This window comes from Enterococcus eurekensis (assembly GCF_042654605.1).
In the GTDB taxonomy this organism is placed as follows: Bacteria; Bacillota; Bacilli; order Lactobacillales; family Enterococcaceae; genus Enterococcus_I; species Enterococcus_I eurekensis.
The window spans coordinates 146384-160913 of the sequence record NZ_JBHSGT010000043.1 but is presented as its reverse complement, the minus strand read 5'-3'; the positions used below and the strand labels follow the sequence as shown (position 1 = coordinate 160913).

Here is a 14530-nt window from a genome sequence, read left to right as displayed (position 1 = left end):
GGTACCGAATTTATAAATTCCCCAGCTCTTTTTTTGCATCTTGAATTGTTTTGCTTGTTACTCGTATCAAAGCACTCATAAATTCACCTGATTGAACGGGAATTCCTGAGCTGATACTCGATAATAAGCTAACTTTCAATAAAAATCAAAATACGATTTTTTTGTAAGTTTTGCTTATCACTCGTATCAAAACGCTCATGAATTCACCTTAATATCTTACTTCTTTTAAATAAAGTCCTTCAGGGTGTGCAGTCGGTCCCGCTAAATTACGATCTTTACCCGCAATAATTCCGGGAATGGCATCGACTGGTAGACGGCCATTCCCGATTTTTAATAACGTCCCGACCAGAATCCGTATCATTTTGTACAAGAAGCCATTGCCGCTAAAGGTAAAGATTAACTCATCACCGTCTGGACTGACCGCGAGGCTCGCCTCATCAATTTTGCGTGTCTTATCTTCAACGGAACTACCCGATGCGCAAAATGACGTAAAGTCATGTGTCCCTAATAAATCGGGTAAGGCTTGTTGGATTTTTTCCACATCCACAGGATATGGAAAATAACTCGCATAGTAACGACGAAATGGACTACGTGGCTTCCCGATGTCTACCCGAAATTCATATGTCTTCCCTGTTGCCAAGTAACGCGCATGAAAATCATCCGCAACAAGTTCAACACTACGACAGGCGATATCATCTGGCGTTTGCGTATCAAGTCCATAACGCATCCGCTCAAGCGGTCGTTCATGTGGAAAATCAAAGTGAATCACTTGTCCAATCGCATGAACCCCAGCATCTGTTCGGCCTGAAGCATGGACTTCAATTGGTTGACTCGCCATCTTACTTAGTGTCTTTTCCAACTCACTTTGAACGGTCCGTCCATTCGGCTGACGCTGAAACCCGCTAAAATTCGTTCCATCATAAGAAATAATTGCTTTATAACGTACCATTTTTTGATTATCCTTCTTTCCTCAAAAAAAGACCATGACCGAAGTCACAGCCTTTTGATTATTATTCTTACTTTTTATTCTGATTCATTCACTATCCTCGGACAATATCAGCTCGAAGCGATCTCTCAGGCTAAAACAATTCAAAAATCACCTTGGTTGAACGGGATTTTCGTATCTATCCTTCGGCAATTTCAATAATGGTCGCCGTCGAAAGTGCCGACTCTGCCCATTCTCTCCAATTGCTCAGGATAAAGCGATTCGAAAATCACCTTAATTTCTGATATACATTAACACTGCCGTTAGGACTGCAAATGTCAAAATGACGATTGTGTCTTTTGTGCTCCAGTGTAGAATACGGTATTTTGTTCTTCCGTCGCCACCTTGGTAGCCACGTGCTTCCATTGCAGTTGCTAAATCATCCGCACGGTTAAAACTGCTGACAAAAAGCGGAATTAACAACGGTATAACAGCTTTCATTTTTTGAATCAAATTACCTTCACCAAAATCGACACCACGTGCTCGTTGCGCGTTCATGATTTTTTCCGTTTCATCCATTAATGTTGGAACAAAACGTAAAGCAATCGATAACATCAATGAAATTTCATGAACTGGAACTTTTAACGGTTTCAATGGTCTCAATAAATATTCAATCGCATCTGACAAGGCCAATGGTGGTGTTGTTAGTGTTAAGAGCGTTGACATGAAGATAATTAAAACGAAACGACAGAAAATAAAGATTCCGTTTTTCAGACCAAATTCAGTTAATTGAAAGACGCTCCATTTCCAGTAGACGTCGCCACCACTTGTAAAGAAGATTTGAAGGGCTACTGTAAATAAGATTAACCAGATTAATGGTTTCACGCCTCTTAAGAAGAAGCCAAAATCAATTTTAGATAGCCATAAACAAAAGAGTGTAAAAGCACCTAAAAATAAATAGCTCCATAAATTATTGGCTAAGAAAATAATGGCAATAAAATAAAAACTGGCAACTAGTTTTGCTCGTGGATCTAACCGGTGAATCAAAGAATCACCTGGTAAATAACGACCGAGTATTAATTTATTCATCATGAGCAAGTCCTCCTAATTCAACCAGCATCTCTGCTAATTCATTTGAAGTAAGTGGCAAGCGATTAAATTCAAAACCTTTATCAACCAACTTTTGAGCAAAAGCTGTCGCAGTAGGTACGCCTAATTGTTTCGCTTGTAGCCATTCAACTTCTTGGAAGACATCTTGTGGTTTTCCTTGTTTAACAACTGTCCCTTTTTCTAAGACATAGACAAAGTCAGCATAGTCGGCCACATCATCCATTAAATGGGTAACCAAAACAATCGTAATGTTGTTTTCTTTATGTAATCGCGCAAACATTTCCATCATTTCTTTGCGTCCTTGTGGATCCAGACCAGCTGTTGGCTCATCCAACACCAAAACTTCAGGTTCCATGGCTAAAACGCCAGCAATCGCCACTCGACGCATTTGTCCACCCGATAAATCAAAAGGTGAACGTTCTAAATAACTTTCATCTAAACCAACCATTTGCAGTGTTTTAACTGCAAGTTTGGCTGCATCTTCTTCAGAAACACCAAAGTTTTGTGGACCAAAGGCAATATCTCGCGCCACCGTTTCTTCAAACAATTGTGATTCGGGAAATTGGAAAACAATCCCAACTTTTTGACGGATTGGTTTTAAATTCTTGTTACTTGTTTCAGGTGTAATGGTCCGATCGCCGATTTGAACTGTACCGGTTGTTGGTTTCAATAAAGCATTCAAATGTTGGACTAATGTTGATTTCCCACTACCTGTATGACCGACAAGTGCCGTATAACAGCCTTCTTGTACTATCAGGTCAATATCGTGTAAAACGCGTTGTTCAAAGGGTGAATTCGGTTGGTAGGTAAAGTTTACTTTTTCAAAACGGATGTCCATAACCAGTCCACCATCCCTTCTTCTGTTAAGTAGGTTTCAGGCACATCAATGCCTTTTTCACTGAGCGAATATTTTAATTTTTCAGGGAATGGTAAGTCCAAGCCCAACTCAACTAATTTTGGACCTGCAGAAAAAATCTTTTCTGGTGTCCCTTCATCGATAAGTTCACCTTGTCGCATCACTAGCACACGATTGGCATTGGCTGCTTCATCAATGTCATGCGTAATTGATAATACGGTTAAGTCATTGTCTTCTTTAATTTTTTTGATGGTCGCAATCACTTCTTCGCGACCTTCTGGATCAAGCATGCTTGTGGCTTCATCTAAAATAATAATACCTGGACGAAGCGCCACAATACCTGCAATGGCTACGCGTTGCTTTTGACCACCAGATAGACGTGCGGGTTCTCTCGTCGCAAATTCATTCATCCGCACTTGCTTTAATGCTTCTTCCACACGAGTAACCATGTCTTCGCGTGGAATCCCTTGATTCTCCATACCAAAAGCCACATCGTCTTCCACCGTTGCCCCCACAAATTGGTTATCGGGGTTCTGGAAAACCATGCCGACCATATGGCGAATCGACCATAAATTCTCTTCGTTCAGTGCATAATCCCCCACTTGAACACTACCTGCTTCTGGCGCAAGTAAACCGTTAATTGTTTTTGCTAATGTTGATTTCCCTGAGCCGTTGTGACCAATAATGGCAACCCATTCACCGGGATAAATTTTTAATGAGACATCGTTTAAAGCAGGACGTTCGTCTGTTTTGTGATATCTAAAAGTGAGGTTATTTAACTCAATAATCGGATTCATTCTAATTCTCCTAATTCCTTGATTTCTAACTAACACTACCAAAAAATGGGGCTTTTTTCAAATGCTAAGAACCTTTTCATGGAACTTTCTTGGTTCCTCTTTTTTTCCATCCGCCAGCACCTGTCTTGACAGGTATTCGAGGACAAAAAAAACACTTTATGATGAGTGCTCACCCCTTGAATAATCAAGGGGCCAGCGACGAGCTAGACTCGGAAGTTGCCTTCCAACATCATAACACTCTTAAAGTAATCATCGACAAAGTGATGGTAGAAAAGTAGAAAAGTTGCCTTTTCTACTTTCTATTAAGTGTGATTTTAAACTAGTTCAATAATAACCATTGGTGCAGCATCTCCGCGTCTTGGTTCTGTTTTCAAGATACGAGTATAACCGCCTTGGCGATCTGTATAACGAGGAGCAATGTCGTTAAATAACTTTTGTAAAGCTGATTCAACAACGATTTCTTCGTTTTCTTCACGCACGCTTGCAACTTCGTTACGGACGTAAGCAGCTGCTTGACGACGTGCATGTAAATCACCACGTTTACCTAAAGTGATCATTTTTTCAGTAGTTGAACGAATTTCTTTCGCACGAGCTTCAGTCGTAACGATGCGTTCATTAATGATTAAATCAGTTGTTAAATCACGCAACATCGCTTTACGTTGTGATGATGTGCGTCCTAATTTACGATAACTCACGTGGTTTCCCTCCTTCGTAAAAATTAATCGTCTTTACGTAATTCTAAACCTAGATCACTTAACTTAGATTTCACTTCTTCAAGCGATTTACGACCTAAATTACGTACTTTGATCATTTCTGGCTCAGATTTGTTTGTTAGTTCTTGTACAGAATTAATTCCTGCACGTTTTAAACAGTTATATGAACGTACAGACAAGTCTAATTCTTCAATTGTCATTTCTAACATTTTTTCTTTTTGTGTTTCTTCCTTTTCAACCATGATTTCAGCGTTTTTCGCTTCATCAGTCAGATTCACAAAAATATCTAAATGTTCAGTCATGATTTTTGCAGCTAAACTCATTGCATCTAATGGCTCAATTGAACCATCTGTCCATATTTCCATTGTTAATTTATCAAAATCATCTCGGCGTCCTACACGTGTATTTTCTACTTGGTAGTTTACACGACGAACGGGAGTGTAGATAGAATCAACTGGAAGCACACCGATTGGCATGTCTTCTTTTTTGTTTTCATCTGCTTGAACATATCCACGACCCGGTTTAACTGTTAAACGTGCGTGGAAAGTTGCGCCTTCAGATACAGTACAAATATACATATCTTTATTAAGGATTTCTACGTCACTATCGACGATAATATCGCCTGCAGTTACGACAGCTGGTCCTGTAATATCGATTTCAAGAGTTTTCTCTTCTTGACCATACATTTTTAATGCAAGACCTTTAATATTTAAAATGATCTGAGCTACATCTTCTCTTACACCTTTGACAGTTGAAAATTCATGTAACACACCATCAATTTGAATACTAGTAATGGCTGCACCTGGTAAAGAAGATAATAAAATACGACGTAGGGAATTTCCTAAAGTAGTTCCGTAGCCTCGTTCTAGAGGTTCTACAATAAACTTGCCATAATCTTTCTCTTCATCAATCTTAGCAATTCTTGGTTTTTCGAATTCAATCATTATTATCTCTTACCCCTTTCAAAACGAAAAGTGTCTTGTTCAATGACGTGATTTTGAAACTCAAAATGAGTGGCACTCATTAAACACGACGGCGTTTTGGTGGGCGACATCCATTATGAGGAACTGGTGTTACGTCACGGATTGCAGTCACTTCTAAACCTGCTGCTTGTAATGAACGAATTGCTGCTTCACGTCCTGAACCAGGACCTTTAACAGTAACGTCCACACTTCTTAATCCATGTTCCATTGCTACTTTACTAGCAGTTTCTGCTGCCATTTGAGCGGCGAATGGTGTTGATTTTCTACTACCTCTGAACCCTAATGCACCAGCTGATGACCATGCTAACGCGTTACCATGAGTATCAGTGATCATCACGATTGTATTGTTGAATGTTGAGTGGATATGTGCAATACCAGTCTCAATATTCTTTTTCACGCGGCGTTTACGACTCACTTTTTTTGCTGCCATGAAGTTTTAACCTCCTTCACTTAGGAATTATTTTTTCTTACCTGAAACTGTTTTTGATGGACCTTTACGAGTACGTGCGTTGTTTTTAGTGTTTTGTCCACGTACTGGCAACCCACGACGGTGACGGATTCCTCGGTATGAACCGATTTCCATCAAGCGTTTGATGTTTAAGTTCACTTCACGACGAAGATCACCTTCAACTTTTAATTTATCGATTTCAGCACGAATAGCATCTGTTTGTTCATTCGTTAAGTCACGAACTCGAACTTCTTCAGAAACGCCAGCGTTTGCTAAAACTTTCTTTGCAGTTGTATTCCCAATACCAAAAATGTATGTTAGGGACACAACGACACGTTTATCACGAGGAATATCTACTCCTGCAATACGAGCCATATTCGTTACACCTCCGTTTATCCTTGACGTTGTTTATGTTTTGGATTTGCTGGGCAAATCACCATAACGCGTCCATTACGACGAATTACTTTACAATGTTCACACATTGGTTTTACTGATGGTCTTACTTTCATGATCTTACCTCCTGTGATTTTACGGAGTACAATTATTTAAAGCGATAAGTAATACGGCCACGAGTTAAGTCATATGGTGAAAGTTCTACTGTCACCTTGTCTCCTGGTAGAATTCGAATATAATGCATACGAATTTTGCCAGAAACAGTTGCTAAAACTTGATGCCCGTTTTCTAATTCGACTTTGAACATTGCATTCGGCAAAGTATCGACGACTGTACCTTCGACTTCAATCATATCTTCTTTTGCCACGCACAGTACCTCCTTGAAATTGTTTCGTGTTTTCACACGATAAAACGGCGGAAACGAGTGCTCCCACCTTAGATTCTCAATACAACCTTCTGAAATGACTTCAGAAGTCGGACTGACACATTATAGCATAATGTGTCTTACTAAGCAAGAGTTGTTTCCTAGTGCAAGTCGGTTACGGGCAATCGATCGTTATCCGATGATTTTTTTTACGTCTGCAAAGACAGCATCGATTTCACGATTACCATCAATTGACTGCAATAAACCCTCTTCTTTATAGTAAGCTAAAATTGGTTCGCTACTTTTAATGTTAATTGCTAGACGATTTTTAACCGTTTCGGGTTTGTCGTCTTCTCGTTGATAAAATTCATGGCCTCCACAGCGATCACAAGTGCCTTCAACTTTTGTTGGGTTGAAAACTTTATGATACGTTGCACCGCATTCGCGACACATGTAACGGCCAGCTAAACGATCAACAAGAATTTCTTCAGGGACATGAATGTCAATAACAGCATCCAGTTTCTTATCAAGTTCTTTCAGCATTTGATCCAAAGCTTTTGCTTGTTCCAAAGTACGGGGGAAGCCATCTAATAAGAAGCCTTTCTCTGTATCTGGTTGAGCTAAACGCTCTTTCACAATTCCGTTAGTTACTTCATCCGGAACCAATGCGCCTTGATCCATGTATGATTTTGCTTTTAGGCCTAATTCTGTTTCGTTTGCCATAGCGGCACGAAACATATCACCTGTTGAAATATGCGGAATGTTGTACTCAGCAATAATTTGTTCTGCTTGCGTACCTTTTCCAGCACCGGGTAATCCCATTAAAATGATGTTCATTTTAATAATTCCTCCCATAAGTGTTTGTGCGATGTTGAGGAAGACCTCAACACCCTACAAAACTTTTAGTCCATAAACCCTTTGTATTGACGCTTAAGCATTAATCCTTCTAACTGTTTAGCAGTTTCTAGAGCAACACCCACGGCAATGAGTAAGCTTGTACCACCTAATCCAATTGATTGAGGCAAGTCCCATAGCATTTGAGCAAGAATTGGTAGTAAAGCAACAAGTCCTAAGAAAAGTGCTCCCACCGTACTCAAGCGCATCAAAACGCCTGAAACATAATCTTCTGTTCCTTTACCAGGACGGACACTTGGAATGTAACTTCCTTGTTTTTGTAAGTTTTCCGCTAATTTCTCAGGGTTCACTTGAACAAAAGCATAGAAGAAGGTAAACGCAACGATTAATACTGTATAAAGGATTGCTCCTGGCACAGTATTATAGTTGAACAATGTTTGAACCGTTTCAAACCAAACTTCGCCTTCATAATTACCAAATGCTTGTAAAATCGCACTCGGCGTTGTAATGAATGAACTAGCAAAGATAACAGGGATAACACCGGCAGCATTTACTTTCAATGGAAGGTAAGAGCTTGTTGGTGCACCCGCTACTCGTTTCGTATATTGAATTGGTATTTTACGTTCTGCTTGTTGGAAATACGTCACAAAAGTCACGATTGCCAACACTGCAATAACTAACAACACCATAAAAATTGCAGATTGCCAAATTTTTGATGCTTCAATATTAATAAAGTAGTCTTCGATTAAACCTTTAATATCGACTGGTAAGCGTGAGATGATACCGGCAAAGATGATCATTGATACACCATTACCAATTCCTTTTTCGGTAATTTGTTCACCTAACCAAGTGACGAACATCGTACCTGTTGTCAGAATAACTCCGATTAAGATAAATGTTTGTGCATTTGGGTTTGGAACAAAGCCGTATTGTGTGAACATGTTAAACCCTGCAGTCAATGCCATTGATTGTGCAAATCCTAAGACTAGCGTCATATAGCGTGTTGCTTGATTTAACTTGCGGCGACCAACTTCCCCTTGTTTTGACCACTCAACGAATTTCGGTACGATATCCATTTGCATCAATTGAATAATAATTGAAGCAGTGATATAAGGTGAAACCCCCATGGAAAAAATAGAGAAACGTTGCATGGCACTTCCACTTACTAGATCTAACATGTTTAGAAATGGTAAGTCAGAGATGCTTTGCAAACGAGAAGCATCGACACCCGGAACGGTGATATGTGTACCTAAGCGAAAAATGAAAAGAATGAATATCGTAAAATATATTTTATTTCTAATTTCCTTTACTTTAAAAGCATCCTTTAACAATTTTAGCATTAAATCACCTCAACAGATCCACCAGCAGCTACGATAGCTTCTTCGGCTGTTTTAGAGAATTTCGCTGCTTTCACAGTTAATTTTTTAGTTAATTCGCCATTTCCTAATACTTTGATTCCGGCTTTCTCGTCTTTAACGATTCCAGCTTCAACTAAAGTTAATGCTGATACTTCAGTTCCGTCTTCAAAGCGGTTTAAAATGTCAAGGTTAACAACTGCATATTCTTTGCGGTTTACGTTTGTGAATCCACGTTTTGGTAAACGCATGAACAATGGTGTTTGTCCACCTTCAAATCCTAAACGTACTCCACCACCTGAACGGGCTTTTTGTCCTTTTTGTCCACGTCCAGCTGTTTTACCATTACCAGATGAAGATCCACGACCAACACGGTTACGTTCTTGGCGAGAGCCTTCTGCAGGTTTTAATTCATGAAGTTTCATGCTTTGGCACCTCCTTATTAAAAATCGAAAATATCTTTATTTCGTTCTTAGACTTCTTCTACTGCTACTAAGTGAGAGATTGTGTTAACCATGCCTTTGATTGCTTCATTAGCAGGTTTTACTACAGTACTGTTCACTTTTCCTAAACCTAACGCTTTTACGGTATCCTTTTGGTTTTGAGGACGTCCGATAAGACTGCGTTTTAAAGTAATTTTTAATTCAGCCATGTTTTTGTCCTCCTTAACCTACGATTTCTTCTACAGATTTTCCGCGAAGTGCTGCCACTTCTTCCACGCGTTTTAATTGAGTTAATCCATCAACTACTGCGCGAACAACGTTGATTGGTGTGCTTGAGCCTAAAGATTTTGTAGTGATATCGTTCACTCCAGCTAACTCTAATACGGCACGAACTGTTCCACCAGCGGCTACCCCAGAACCTTCTACAGCAGGTTTCATTAAGATATGTCCGCCACTGTATTTACCAACGACGTCATGAGGAATTGTTGTTCCTACAACCGGCACTTCAATTAAGTTTTTCTTAGCACTTTCAACGGCTTTACGGATTGCTTCTGGAACTTCTTGAGCTTTACCAGTACCAAATCCTACGTGTCCGTTTTTATCACCAACGATGACTAAAGCTGCGAAACGTAAACGACGTCCACCTTTTACAACTTTTGTTACGCGATTAATCGCAACAACGCGGTCTTCTAATTCCAAATGTTTTGGATCGATATAAACCATGAATGGTATTCCTCCCTTTCTTAAAATTCTAGTCCATTTTCGCGAGCTGCTGTTGCTAATGCTGCTACACGGCCATGGTAAAGGTATCCACCACGGTCAAAGACTACTACTTTGATTCCTTTTGCTGCTGCACGTTCTGCGATTAATTTACCGACAGCTTGTGCTTGTTCTACTTTGTTTCCACCTGAAATTTCTTTATCTAAGGCAGAGGCACTTGCTAGCGTCACACCCGCTACGTCATCAATAATTTGAGCGTAGATGTTTTTGTTAGAACGGAAAACGTTCAAGCGTGGGCACTCAGCAGTACCAGAAATTTTATTACGGACACGTTTATGTCTATTTTGGCGTGTCTTATTTCTAGCTGTTTTAGTAATCACAATTGTCACCTCTTTAAATTGCTAGCCTAAGCTGCGCTTCGCAAAGCTTGTTGCTTGCGAAGATTATTTACCAGTTTTACCTTCTTTACGGCGTACGAATTCACCAACATAGCGAATACCTTTGCCTTTATACGGTTCTGGAGGACGAACGCCACGAATATTCGCTGCTAATTCACCTAAAACTTCTTTATCAATACCTTTTACGATAACTGATGTGTTTGAAGGAACTTCAATTGTAGTTCCAGCTGGTGCTTCGATCTCTACTGGGTGAGAGTAACCTACGTTTAATACAAGTTTTGTACCTTGTAATTGCGCACGGTATCCAACCCCGATCAATTCTAACGCTTTTTGGAAACCTTCGCTTACACCAACAACCATGTTATTGAAGTTTGCGCGGCTTGTTCCATGAATTGTCTTCATGTCTTTGCTATCATTTGGACGAGTGAAAGTTACTTCATTTCCTTCAACATTCATTGTAATGTCTGCAGAGAATGTACGTGTCAATTCACCTTTAGGTCCTTTAACTGTAATATCGTTTCCGTTTTGTGTAACTTCTACACCTGCAGGAATAACGACTACTTTATTACCAATACGACTCACTTAGAGACACCTCCTTGTGTATTAAATTTAAATTACCATACGTAAGCGACTACTTCGCCACCAACGTTTTTAGCTCTAGCTTCTTTATCAGTTACAACACCTTCAGAAGTTGAGATAATTGCAATACCTAAACCGTTTAATACTTTAGGAACTTCGTCTGCTTTAACATAAGCACGTAGACCTGGTTTAGAGATGCGTTTTAAGTTAGTGATAACACGTTCACCATTTCTTCCATATTTCAGGAATACGCGGATAACGCCTTGTTTGTCATCTTCGATATATTCAACATCACGTACAAAACCTTCTTTTTTCAAGATTTCAGCGATGTCACGTTTAATTTTTGAAGCAGGTACTTCTAAGACTTCGTGTTTTACCATGTTGGCATTACGAATGCGCGTTAGAAAGTCTGCAATTGGATCTGTCATGACCATTAGATGATTTACCTCCTTTATGCGAGTTTACTTGTTTACCAGCTAGCTTTCTTCACGCCGGGAATTTGACCTTTATAGGCAAGTTCGCGGAAGCAAATACGGCAAAGTTGAAATTTACGATAAACTGAGTGTGGACGTCCACAACGTTCACAACGAGAATTTTGTTGTGTTGAGAATTTTGCCGGACGGTTATGTTTAGCAATCATTGACTTTTTAGCCACGTAGTTCGCCTCCTTTTTTTATTTTTGGAATGGCATTCCTAATTGAGTTAACAATTCACGAGACTCTTCGTCTGTGTTGGCAGTCGTTACGATAACGATATCCATTCCGCGTACTTTATCGACCAAATCATAATCAACTTCTGGGAAGATTAATTGTTCTTTGACACCTAAAGTATAGTTTCCACGTCCGTCGAAAGCTTTTTTGCTTACGCCGTGGAAGTCACGTACACGTGGTAAAGCAACTGTAACCAATTTATCTAAAAATTCGTACATTCTTTCTCCACGTAAAGTAACTTTAGCACCGATTGGCATGCCTTCACGTAAACGGAAGCCAGCAATTGATTTTTTAGCTTTTGTAATTAAAGGTTTTTGACCTGTAATAATTTGTAGTTCTTCAACAGCTTTATCTAATGCTTTTGCGTTAGATACTGCATCACCCACACCCATGTTGACAACGATTTTCTCAACTTTTGGTGCTTGCATTACTGAACTATATTCAAATTTTTCCATCAATGATGGGGTAACTTCTTTGTTATATTTTTCTTTAAGGCGGTTCATTCAATAAGCCCCTCCTTCCTTAATAGGATTATTTATCTAATACTTCTCCGGTTTTCTTAGAAACACGGACTTTTTTACCGTCAACTTCTTTATAGCCTACGCGAGTTGCTTCGCCGTTTGAAGGATCAATCACCATCACGTTAGAAACATGAATTGGTGCCTCCATTTCTACGATTCCACCTTGTGGGGCTGCTTGAGAAGGTTTTTGGTGTTTTTTAACGATGTTAACACCTTCAACGATGACTTTGTCTTTTTTAGGGAAAGCTTCTAATACGACAGCTTCTTTGTTCTTGTCTTTTCCAGTGATAACTTTAACTTTATCGCCTTTTTTAACAAACATTTTGTTTCGCACCTCCTTTGATAATGAGTAAGAATTATAATACTTCTGGTGCTAGTGAAACGATCTTCATGAAGTTGCTTTCGCGTAATTCACGGGCAACTGGGCCAAAGATACGAGTTCCACGTGGGCTTTTATCATCACGGATAATAACCGCAGCATTTTCGTCAAATTTGATATATGAACCGTCTGCGCGACGAGCGCCTGATTTCGTACGAACGATAACAGCTTTAACGACTTCACCTTTTTTGACAACTCCACCTGGCGTTGCTTGTTTAACAGTAGCAACGATAACGTCACCGATGTTAGCAGTCTTACGGCCTGAACCGCCAAGGACTTTAATTGTCAAGATTTCACGAGCGCCAGAGTTGTCAGCAACTTTTAAACGACTTTCTTGTTGGATCACGATGTGTATCCTCCTTTCAGATTTTCAATTCAATCTATATAGGAAAATCTCGTGTGATTATTAAATAATCACTGCCTTTTCAACAATTTCTACTAGACGGAAACGTTTTGTAGCTGATAATGGGCGAGTTTCCATAACTTTCACGATATCACCGATTTTTGCTTCGTTGTTTTCGTCGTGAGCTTTGTATTTCTTAGAGTATTTCATACGTTTACCATAAATTGGGTGGTTTTTCTTTGTTTCAACTACTACTGTAATTGTTTTATCCATTTTATCGGATACCACGCGGCCTTGGTAAACCTTGCGTTGGTTTCTTTCCTCAGTCATACGCTAAATGGCCTCCTTCCACTATTACTTTGCTTGTTCACGCAATACAGTTTTGATGCGTGCAATCGATTTACGTACTTCTTGAATACGTGCTGTGTTTTCTAATTGTCCGGTAGCTAATTGGAATCGTAAGTTAAACAATTCTTCTTTTAATTGTTTTTCTTGATCAATCATTTCGGCAGTGGTTAATTCTCTGATTTCTTTAACCTTCATTCGATTCACCACCCATTTCTTCACGTTTTACGATCTTAGTTTTCACAGGTAATTTGTGTGAAGCAAGACGTAGAGCTTCGCGAGCAACTTCTTCAGGTACGCCTGCGATTTCAAACATGATTTTTCCACGTTTTACTGGTGCAACCCATCCTTCAGGAGCTCCTTTACCTTTACCCATACGAACGCCGATAGCTTTACTTGTATAGGATTTGTGAGGGAAAATTTTAATCCATACTTTCCCACCACGTTTCATGTAACGAGTCATTGCAATACGTGATGCTTCGATTTGGCGGTTGGTAATCCAATGAGATTCAACAGCTTGTAAACCGTATTCTCCAAAAGATACTTCTTTTCCACCTTTAGCTTCTCCACGCATTTTACCGCGGAATTCACGACGGTGTTTTACACGTTTAGGTACTAACATGCTTATTTCCCTCCTTTCTCAGTGTTCTTTTTAGTTGGAAGAATTTCTCCACGATAAATCCACACTTTAACTCCTAGTTTTCCGTATGTTGTATCTGCTTCTTCCCATGCATAGTCAATGTCTGCACGTAAAGTATGCAATGGAACTGTTCCTTCAGAATATCCTTCGCTACGAGCAATTTCTGCACCGTTTAAACGACCTGATACTTGAGTTTTAATTCCTTTTGCTCCTGAACGCATTGTACGTTGAATTGCTTGTTTTTGTGCACGACGGAAAGCAACGCGGCTTTCTAATTGACGAGCGATTCCTTCGCCGACCAATTTAGCGTCTAAATCTGGTTTTTTAATTTCTACGATGTTGATGTGTACTTTTTTACCAGTTAATTTGTTTAATTGTGTTCTCAAGTTTTCGACTTCAGATCCACCTTTACCGATAACCATACCTGGTTTAGCTGTGTGAATTGAAATGTTTACGCGATTTGCAGCACGTTCGATTTCAACAGTTGACACAGCGGCATCAGCAAGTTGTTTTGCGATAAATTTACGAATACGTAAATCTTCGTGTAAAAAGTCTGCATAATCTTTGTCTGCATACCATTTAGCATCCCAGTCACGGATGATGCCTACGCGCATTCCAATTGGATTAATTTTTTGACCCACTGAATGTCCCTC

General features: G+C 39.6%; 26 protein-coding genes. All 26 read right to left on the bottom strand.

Annotated elements, in window-relative coordinates:
* Nucleotides 1-208 precede the first annotated feature (208 nt).
* Nucleotides 209-949: a tRNA pseudouridine(38-40) synthase TruA gene (truA, locus tag ACFO3L_RS07405; RefSeq protein ID WP_379965392.1), complete on the bottom strand. Its 741-nt coding sequence runs from the start codon at nt 947-949 to the stop codon at nt 209-211.
* Nucleotides 950-1219: 270 nt separating this feature from the next.
* Entirely contained in the window at nt 1220-2017 is a 798-nt protein-coding gene (locus tag ACFO3L_RS07400) for an energy-coupling factor transporter transmembrane component T family protein (RefSeq protein ID WP_379965389.1), read from the bottom strand.
* A complete protein-coding gene (locus tag ACFO3L_RS07395) occupies nt 2007-2873 on the bottom strand; it encodes an energy-coupling factor ABC transporter ATP-binding protein (protein WP_379965385.1) in 867 nt (288 codons plus the stop codon). The genes ACFO3L_RS07400 and ACFO3L_RS07395 overlap by 11 nt, the downstream gene beginning before the upstream one ends.
* A complete protein-coding gene (locus ACFO3L_RS07390; RefSeq protein ID WP_379965382.1) occupies nt 2849-3688 on the bottom strand; it encodes an energy-coupling factor ABC transporter ATP-binding protein in 840 nt (279 codons plus the stop codon). Before ACFO3L_RS07390 ends, ACFO3L_RS07395 begins: the two co-directional genes overlap by 25 nt.
* Before the next feature lie 314 nt (nt 3689-4002).
* The gene (rplQ, locus tag ACFO3L_RS07385) at nt 4003-4383 is read right to left on the bottom strand and encodes a 50S ribosomal protein L17 (protein WP_188366910.1); all 381 of its coding nucleotides are present in this window, start codon (nt 4381-4383) and stop codon (nt 4003-4005) included.
* A gap of 23 nt (nt 4384-4406) precedes the next feature.
* On the bottom strand, nt 4407-5345 hold the full coding sequence (locus ACFO3L_RS07380; RefSeq protein WP_379965379.1) for a DNA-directed RNA polymerase subunit alpha: 939 nt from the start codon (nt 5343-5345) through the stop codon (nt 4407-4409).
* Between the two features lie 79 nt (nt 5346-5424).
* Nucleotides 5425-5814 carry a 30S ribosomal protein S11 gene (gene rpsK / locus ACFO3L_RS07375; RefSeq protein ID WP_379965376.1) on the bottom strand — a complete coding sequence of 130 codons (390 nt, stop codon included), beginning with the start codon at nt 5812-5814 and terminating at the stop codon, nt 5425-5427.
* Between the two features lie 27 nt (nt 5815-5841).
* On the bottom strand, nt 5842-6207 hold the full coding sequence (rpsM, locus tag ACFO3L_RS07370) for a 30S ribosomal protein S13 (protein ID WP_379965373.1): 366 nt from the start codon (nt 6205-6207) through the stop codon (nt 5842-5844).
* Nucleotides 6208-6224: 17 nt separating this feature from the next.
* A complete protein-coding gene (rpmJ, locus tag ACFO3L_RS07365) occupies nt 6225-6341 on the bottom strand; it encodes a 50S ribosomal protein L36 (protein ID WP_010742772.1) in 117 nt (38 codons plus the stop codon).
* A gap of 32 nt (nt 6342-6373) precedes the next feature.
* Entirely contained in the window at nt 6374-6592 is a 219-nt protein-coding gene (gene infA, locus ACFO3L_RS07360; RefSeq protein ID WP_071874013.1) for a translation initiation factor IF-1, read from the bottom strand.
* Between the two features lie 189 nt (nt 6593-6781).
* Nucleotides 6782-7426, bottom strand: coding sequence for an adenylate kinase (locus ACFO3L_RS07355; RefSeq protein WP_379965370.1), 645 nt, complete (start codon nt 7424-7426; stop codon nt 6782-6784).
* A gap of 65 nt (nt 7427-7491) precedes the next feature.
* Nucleotides 7492-8784 carry a preprotein translocase subunit SecY gene (secY, locus tag ACFO3L_RS07350; protein WP_379965367.1) on the bottom strand — a complete coding sequence of 431 codons (1293 nt, stop codon included), beginning with the start codon at nt 8782-8784 and terminating at the stop codon, nt 7492-7494.
* Nucleotides 8784-9224, bottom strand: coding sequence for a 50S ribosomal protein L15 (rplO, locus tag ACFO3L_RS07345; RefSeq protein ID WP_379965364.1), 441 nt, complete (start codon nt 9222-9224; stop codon nt 8784-8786). The genes secY and rplO overlap by 1 nt, the downstream gene beginning before the upstream one ends.
* Nucleotides 9225-9271: 47 nt before the next feature.
* The gene (gene rpmD / locus ACFO3L_RS07340; RefSeq protein ID WP_379965361.1) at nt 9272-9451 is read right to left on the bottom strand and encodes a 50S ribosomal protein L30; all 180 of its coding nucleotides are present in this window, start codon (nt 9449-9451) and stop codon (nt 9272-9274) included.
* Nucleotides 9452-9464: 13 nt separating this feature from the next.
* On the bottom strand, nt 9465-9965 hold the full coding sequence (gene rpsE / locus ACFO3L_RS07335) for a 30S ribosomal protein S5 (protein ID WP_379965358.1): 501 nt from the start codon (nt 9963-9965) through the stop codon (nt 9465-9467).
* 20 nt (nt 9966-9985) lie between these two features.
* Nucleotides 9986-10342, bottom strand: coding sequence for a 50S ribosomal protein L18 (gene rplR / locus ACFO3L_RS07330; RefSeq protein WP_379965355.1), 357 nt, complete (start codon nt 10340-10342; stop codon nt 9986-9988).
* Nucleotides 10343-10405: 63 nt separating this feature from the next.
* Nucleotides 10406-10942 (bottom strand): 50S ribosomal protein L6, encoded by a 537-nt coding sequence (rplF, locus tag ACFO3L_RS07325; RefSeq protein WP_379965352.1) that lies wholly within the window; start codon nt 10940-10942, stop codon nt 10406-10408.
* Nucleotides 10943-10974: 32 nt separating this feature from the next.
* Nucleotides 10975-11373 carry a 30S ribosomal protein S8 gene (gene rpsH, locus ACFO3L_RS07320; protein ID WP_379965344.1) on the bottom strand — a complete coding sequence of 133 codons (399 nt, stop codon included), beginning with the start codon at nt 11371-11373 and terminating at the stop codon, nt 10975-10977.
* Between the two features lie 35 nt (nt 11374-11408).
* Nucleotides 11409-11594: a type Z 30S ribosomal protein S14 gene (locus ACFO3L_RS07315; RefSeq protein ID WP_188366923.1), complete on the bottom strand. Its 186-nt coding sequence runs from the start codon at nt 11592-11594 to the stop codon at nt 11409-11411.
* An 18-nt stretch (nt 11595-11612) separates the two neighbouring features.
* Complete coding sequence (rplE, locus tag ACFO3L_RS07310; RefSeq protein WP_379965341.1) at nt 11613-12152, bottom strand: 50S ribosomal protein L5; 540 nt, start codon at nt 12150-12152, stop codon at nt 11613-11615.
* A 28-nt stretch (nt 12153-12180) separates the two neighbouring features.
* Complete coding sequence (rplX, locus tag ACFO3L_RS07305; protein ID WP_379965338.1) at nt 12181-12492, bottom strand: 50S ribosomal protein L24; 312 nt, start codon at nt 12490-12492, stop codon at nt 12181-12183.
* Nucleotides 12493-12526: 34 nt separating this feature from the next.
* The gene (gene rplN / locus ACFO3L_RS07300) at nt 12527-12895 is read right to left on the bottom strand and encodes a 50S ribosomal protein L14 (protein WP_379965335.1); all 369 of its coding nucleotides are present in this window, start codon (nt 12893-12895) and stop codon (nt 12527-12529) included.
* A gap of 60 nt (nt 12896-12955) precedes the next feature.
* Complete coding sequence (gene rpsQ, locus ACFO3L_RS07295; RefSeq protein ID WP_188366927.1) at nt 12956-13222, bottom strand: 30S ribosomal protein S17; 267 nt, start codon at nt 13220-13222, stop codon at nt 12956-12958.
* Between the two features lie 24 nt (nt 13223-13246).
* Entirely contained in the window at nt 13247-13435 is a 189-nt protein-coding gene (gene rpmC, locus ACFO3L_RS07290; protein ID WP_379965332.1) for a 50S ribosomal protein L29, read from the bottom strand.
* Nucleotides 13425-13859, bottom strand: a complete 435-nt coding sequence (gene rplP / locus ACFO3L_RS07285; protein ID WP_379965329.1) for a 50S ribosomal protein L16 — start codon at nt 13857-13859, stop codon at nt 13425-13427. The genes rpmC and rplP overlap by 11 nt, the downstream gene beginning before the upstream one ends.
* Before the next feature lie 2 nt (nt 13860-13861).
* Nucleotides 13862-14518 carry a 30S ribosomal protein S3 gene (gene rpsC, locus ACFO3L_RS07280; protein ID WP_379965326.1) on the bottom strand — a complete coding sequence of 219 codons (657 nt, stop codon included), beginning with the start codon at nt 14516-14518 and terminating at the stop codon, nt 13862-13864.
* Nucleotides 14519-14530 lie beyond the last annotated feature (12 nt).